The sequence below is a fragment of the Flavivirga aquimarina genome, assembly GCF_030540835.1.
GTDB lineage: Bacteria > Bacteroidota > Bacteroidia > Flavobacteriales > Flavobacteriaceae > Flavivirga > Flavivirga aquimarina.
In genome coordinates this window covers 1-4,470 of sequence record NZ_JAUOEK010000182.1, presented here as the reverse complement: position 1 = coordinate 4,470, position 4,470 = coordinate 1, and the positions used below count along the sequence as shown (strand labels likewise).

General features: G+C 31.1%; 6 protein-coding genes. 3 read left to right on the top strand and 3 right to left on the bottom strand.

Annotated elements, in window-relative coordinates; genetic code table 11:
• Positions 1 to 310 precede the first annotated feature (310 nt).
• From Q4Q35_RS19555 to Q4Q35_RS19545, 3 genes are all read left to right on the top strand, one after another.
• Positions 311 to 745: a site-specific integrase gene (locus Q4Q35_RS19555; protein ID WP_367892761.1), complete on the top strand. Its 435-nt coding sequence runs from the start codon at positions 311 to 313 to the stop codon at positions 743 to 745.
• Between the two features lie 185 nt (positions 746 to 930).
• Positions 931 to 1,170: a hypothetical protein gene (locus Q4Q35_RS19550; protein WP_303279719.1), complete on the top strand. Its 240-nt coding sequence runs from the start codon at positions 931 to 933 to the stop codon at positions 1,168 to 1,170.
• A 4-nt stretch (positions 1,171 to 1,174) separates the two neighbouring features.
• Positions 1,175 to 1,483 carry a hypothetical protein gene (locus Q4Q35_RS19545; protein WP_303279718.1) on the top strand — a complete coding sequence of 103 codons (309 nt, stop codon included), beginning with the start codon at positions 1,175 to 1,177 and terminating at the stop codon, positions 1,481 to 1,483.
• Between the two features lie 195 nt (positions 1,484 to 1,678).
• Here Q4Q35_RS19545 and Q4Q35_RS19540 read toward each other — a convergent pair whose 3' ends face one another.
• The 3 genes from Q4Q35_RS19540 to Q4Q35_RS19530 form a co-directional block, all read right to left on the bottom strand.
• Positions 1,679 to 1,930 (bottom strand): sigma factor, encoded by a 252-nt coding sequence (locus tag Q4Q35_RS19540; protein WP_303279717.1) that lies wholly within the window; start codon positions 1,928 to 1,930, stop codon positions 1,679 to 1,681.
• 4 nt (positions 1,931 to 1,934) lie between these two features.
• On the bottom strand, positions 1,935 to 2,390 hold the full coding sequence (locus tag Q4Q35_RS19535) for a hypothetical protein (RefSeq protein ID WP_303279716.1): 456 nt from the start codon (positions 2,388 to 2,390) through the stop codon (positions 1,935 to 1,937).
• Positions 2,391 to 3,541: 1,151 nt separating this feature from the next.
• The gene (locus Q4Q35_RS19530; RefSeq protein ID WP_303279715.1) at positions 3,542 to 4,141 is read right to left on the bottom strand and encodes an REP-associated tyrosine transposase; all 600 of its coding nucleotides are present in this window, start codon (positions 4,139 to 4,141) and stop codon (positions 3,542 to 3,544) included.
• Between the last annotated feature and the right edge of the window lie 329 nt (positions 4,142 to 4,470).

Genomic DNA, 4,470 nt, shown 5'->3' with positions numbered 1-4,470 from the left:
TATGCTGCGCATCTTTACTATTTCCTTTGAAAACGAAAGCAAAAAGGAACGCTGCGCTAGGACATAAATAAATATTGGCACTAAGTACAGCGCGTTCAATTTACCATCAAATTTATCTGCTTAAATAATGGCATTAACCCGACGAACCTAGAAATAGGTTAAAATAAAACACTGTTAATTATGTGATTATCAGTGTTTTTTTGTTTTAAGCATTTTATTTGATATCAAATAAAGGCATCTAAAACCATATAAAAGGTGTGCAATTGTTTACTAAAAATGTGCTAACTTTAAAGAACTTACAGAAAGCAATATTGTTAAAGGTATAGATAACAACAATTGGATATATACTAAACGAGAGAAAATAGATGAACAAGTAAAAGTGCCAATACTCCCAAAAGCATGGACAATACTAGAAAAGTATAGAGATATAGAAGACACAGATTTTACAACTAATTTATTGCCCATAAGTTCCAATCAAAAGACCAATGCCTATTTAAAGGAAATTATAAAGGCTTGTGGGATCCATAAAAATATTTCTTTTTATGTTGCTAGACATACTTTCGCAACAACGGTAATGCTATCCAATGGCGTACCCATAGAAACCGTATCTAAACTATTAGGGCACACCAAACTGTCAACGACACAAATTTATGCCAGAGTTATAGAATCAAAGATTAGTGAAGACATTGAAAACTTACTTATAAGATTTGAAACCAAAAAACAACAATCTCAAGCAATAAGTTAAACCACTATTTTTAAAGGCTTAAAAAAAAGAATTTCCTTTCAATATGTTCCTCACAAAGTAATGAGAGTATATTAAAAGGAAATTTTTAGATTTATCATTTACTCCCGTAGATCGAATACCTTAAGCCTATAGAAAGCAAAACTATATACAAAAATTGTTATCTTTGTTTGTATAATAGTAATGTTATGGATATTCAATTAGAAAAATATAAATTAATGGAATGGCTGGTTGGTCTTAAAGATGAAACTATTATTTCTAAATTAAAAACTATAAAAAACAACATTTCCGCGTCTTCAGATTGGTCGGATGATATTTCTGATACTGAAAAATTATTGATAGAATCTGGATTAAAAGATATAGAAAAAGGGAACACGTTTACCCATGAGCAAGTCATGAAAGAAATTAACGAAGCTTACGGTATCTAAGTAAATGAAAATAGTTTGGACGAAACTAGCGAAGATTACTTATATTGAAGTTCTTGAAAATCTTAAAAAAAGGTGGACGAAAAAAGAAATGAAAAGCTTTAATGACCTTACCAATACATTGCTGGAAAAGGTAAAAAAAGAACAAGTTGTCCACCCGTTTGTGAATGAAAAGTTAGGAATTCGAAAAGGCGTAATTCATAAAAATATTTCTCTCTTTTATAAAGAAGACAGGAAGAACGATAAGATATATTTGATTACATTTTTTAATAATCAAATGAACCCAAAGACATTAAAAAAATTATTAAAGCAATAAAGTGATATTAGAATATCGCTTTTTTTCGTTTATATTCCCTCTATTAGCCGTTAAATAACCTAAAAAACTTTGATCTTAGCATTGAATAGAATTAATAGAAATAAAAAGCCTCCTTTTTAAGAGGCCTGATATTTGACTATTTCCCCCAATAAAATTGAATAGTCAATTTTGATTGCTCACAATCAAAAGGTTTTTTTAAAAGAGTTTAGTCTTTAGATAATCGAGGCATTCGTTTTTTACGGCTTTATAAAAATAGTCCGTCGTTTGCTTTTCATTTTGAAAATCAATTTGGTTTTCCCAAACCTTAACAAAGACCTCCTCAACAATGTCTTTTGAAATATCCAAATCATTAAGATACTTGAACGCAAACACACAAAGTTGGGGATACAAGCTTTCAAAAAGCTGTTTGTAGCTTGTAAGCGTGAATTCCTTTTTGTTCCCTGTCATGATTTTAGATTAAGTTGCTTTCGGGTTTATCTTCTGTGGTGTTTACAATCGCATTAGCTCTAATACAAGACTCTATGTTTTTCGCTACGGTATAAACACAAACCCATTTTCTGTTCTCTCTTTTTTCATTATAGTATTTGGCGGGAAAACGGGCAAAGAACAGGTCGAACTCCTTCTCCATTAACAGATGGGTTCCCGTATCGTATTTTAAATCTGCTAAAATGATTCCAAAGACTTTCAATCCCAGTCTACAATGTTTTTTTACGTCATCTTTAAGGGACGTTTGATTAATCAAAAGTGTAAGGGAGTTAGAAAGAGTATCGTGTGTTAAAATCAAGGTTCTTCGTGAAATATTTATTTTGTTTTTTATCATGGATTTGGTTTTTAGGTTTTCCGTATATCCCTGTGGGTGTTGATTACAAGACCATGCATGTAACTGTTCAAAGTTCAAAATGCTCATTTTATGATATTCTATAAAGTTGAAGCTCCTTGAAAATGATATAAATACCTCATTAAACCTTTTATGTGTGTGAAACAAAAAAGGCGTGGAACTCAGCTTATTGCCTTTGAGGTACTGGTATACCTGGGAACAATAAGAGAGCCCACGCCCATAGAGCGTGAGCATCGTACTTATCATCTCGTTCCCATTAAAAATTACCAGTTTTCAAAAGCGAGATTCAAAGCGACTGCTTCAAATATTTTCTATACGAAGAATCGCAAAAATATATCTTTCTTTTTTAAAAGATTAACCAAATATATATAAATATTTTCAACGACACAAGCGTCATTGAAATCATATTTTGTAATTGCTTCCTTTAAGGCTATGATATATAACAGAGATATTTTGCATTATACTACTTCGATTGAGATGGTTCTCAAAGAATTACGAGATGAAAAAGGTGTCTCTCAGAGTAGGGTAAATATCGAATTCGAACAAGAATATGGGTTTTCTATTAACTTAGGAAGGATGGAATCAAATTCTAACTTCAAAATGATTAAACTACTATATATCTGTGATTATTTTGATATGTCTGTATCTGATTTTTTTAAGAGAGTGTCAAATATAAAGGAAGGCGAAATCATAAAGTTCTTAAAAGAAAAAGAGGCAAGGAAACAAAAGAGGAGCAAAAAATAAATAATATTATTTACCCCGCTAGCGCGGAAATGTTTTCCGTGCCTGTAAGAAAATAAAAGAAAGCTTTTGTAGTGAGATGGTAGCTTTATATAATGGACTATGTTTTATATAAGTCTGGTAATTGCCATTATTCCATTATTTGTGATGCAATAACACTCGCTATAATCCCTAATGCGAATGCTACTATAGAGTTTCCCCATTTTTCCCAAAATGCTTTTATCTGAGAAGGATAATTTTTATTTTCAATTCTAAGATTAGATTCAATAAAATTTGTAAAATCTAATGCAAATTCTTTTTCTGGGAATTTCTGTCTTTTAAGTCGCTTTGATGCTAATATAGCTCCAAGTTTTATAGGCGCTGGTTGGTGAGTTATTAACTGGGGAGATAGTAATCCAGTTATTACTCCCGCTCCGCAAAGTCTCCCGACTTTGAGGTCATTATAATTCCAAAAATATTCATATATATAACTTTCATTTTCAATACTGATTATATTTTGTAATTGATGACTTCTTTAAAACATCTATTACAGGATTATCTACAATTTCAACTTCAATTAAACCTTCGCTATTCACGTAATTGCTCGCGCTAGAATACCTGTAAAAAGATGCTTTTTCTACAATTCCGGCACGCACAGGGTTTAAATGGATATAGTCTAACTTAGACCACATAAATTTGTATGAATATATTTCTTCTGCATGATTTCCATATTGCCAAAATTGATAGTTGGTATTTCTAGTATGCGTTTCTGTAGCTTTTTTAAATCTTTCTAACATCCATTCTCTTCTACTCTCGGGTTCGTTTTCGATCTTTTCTAATATGCTTTTAGCCGTAAATTTTTTAAAATCTCTTATTAAATCTGATAGTTTACCATCTTTAGATTGAATGATTACATGTATATGATTACTCATAATAACATAACCATACAAAAGCATGCCTTTATTTTCTATGCAGAAAGCTAAACAATCAATAACAATATCTTTATAAGACTTTCGTGTAAAGACATCTATCCAATCTACTACTGTTGCAGTAATAAAATATGTTTTTTCTTGATCTCGTATAATGTAACCTTCTTTCAAATTTTATACGCTTGGTTGATTAATGTTCCGCTAAGTCGGGAGACTTTGCGGAGCGGGTAGTTTTATTATAACTTAATTGCTTTTCTGCAACAATATTTTTCGATTTTTGTATTACTTGAAAATATTCCAAATAATTTTGTTTAATGTCTTCTTTCAATGAAAAAACAATACCATAAGTTTTTTCAGTATAGCTTGTATAGCTTCTGAAATAGCTTGTAGCTTTAAATTCTCTTTCTCTATTTCGCTTGCCGGAAAACCCAAACTCCGCACCTCCGCACCTACACTTTTTACAAATTTTGAGCTTACTTTATATGCCCGTACCTTTTGAG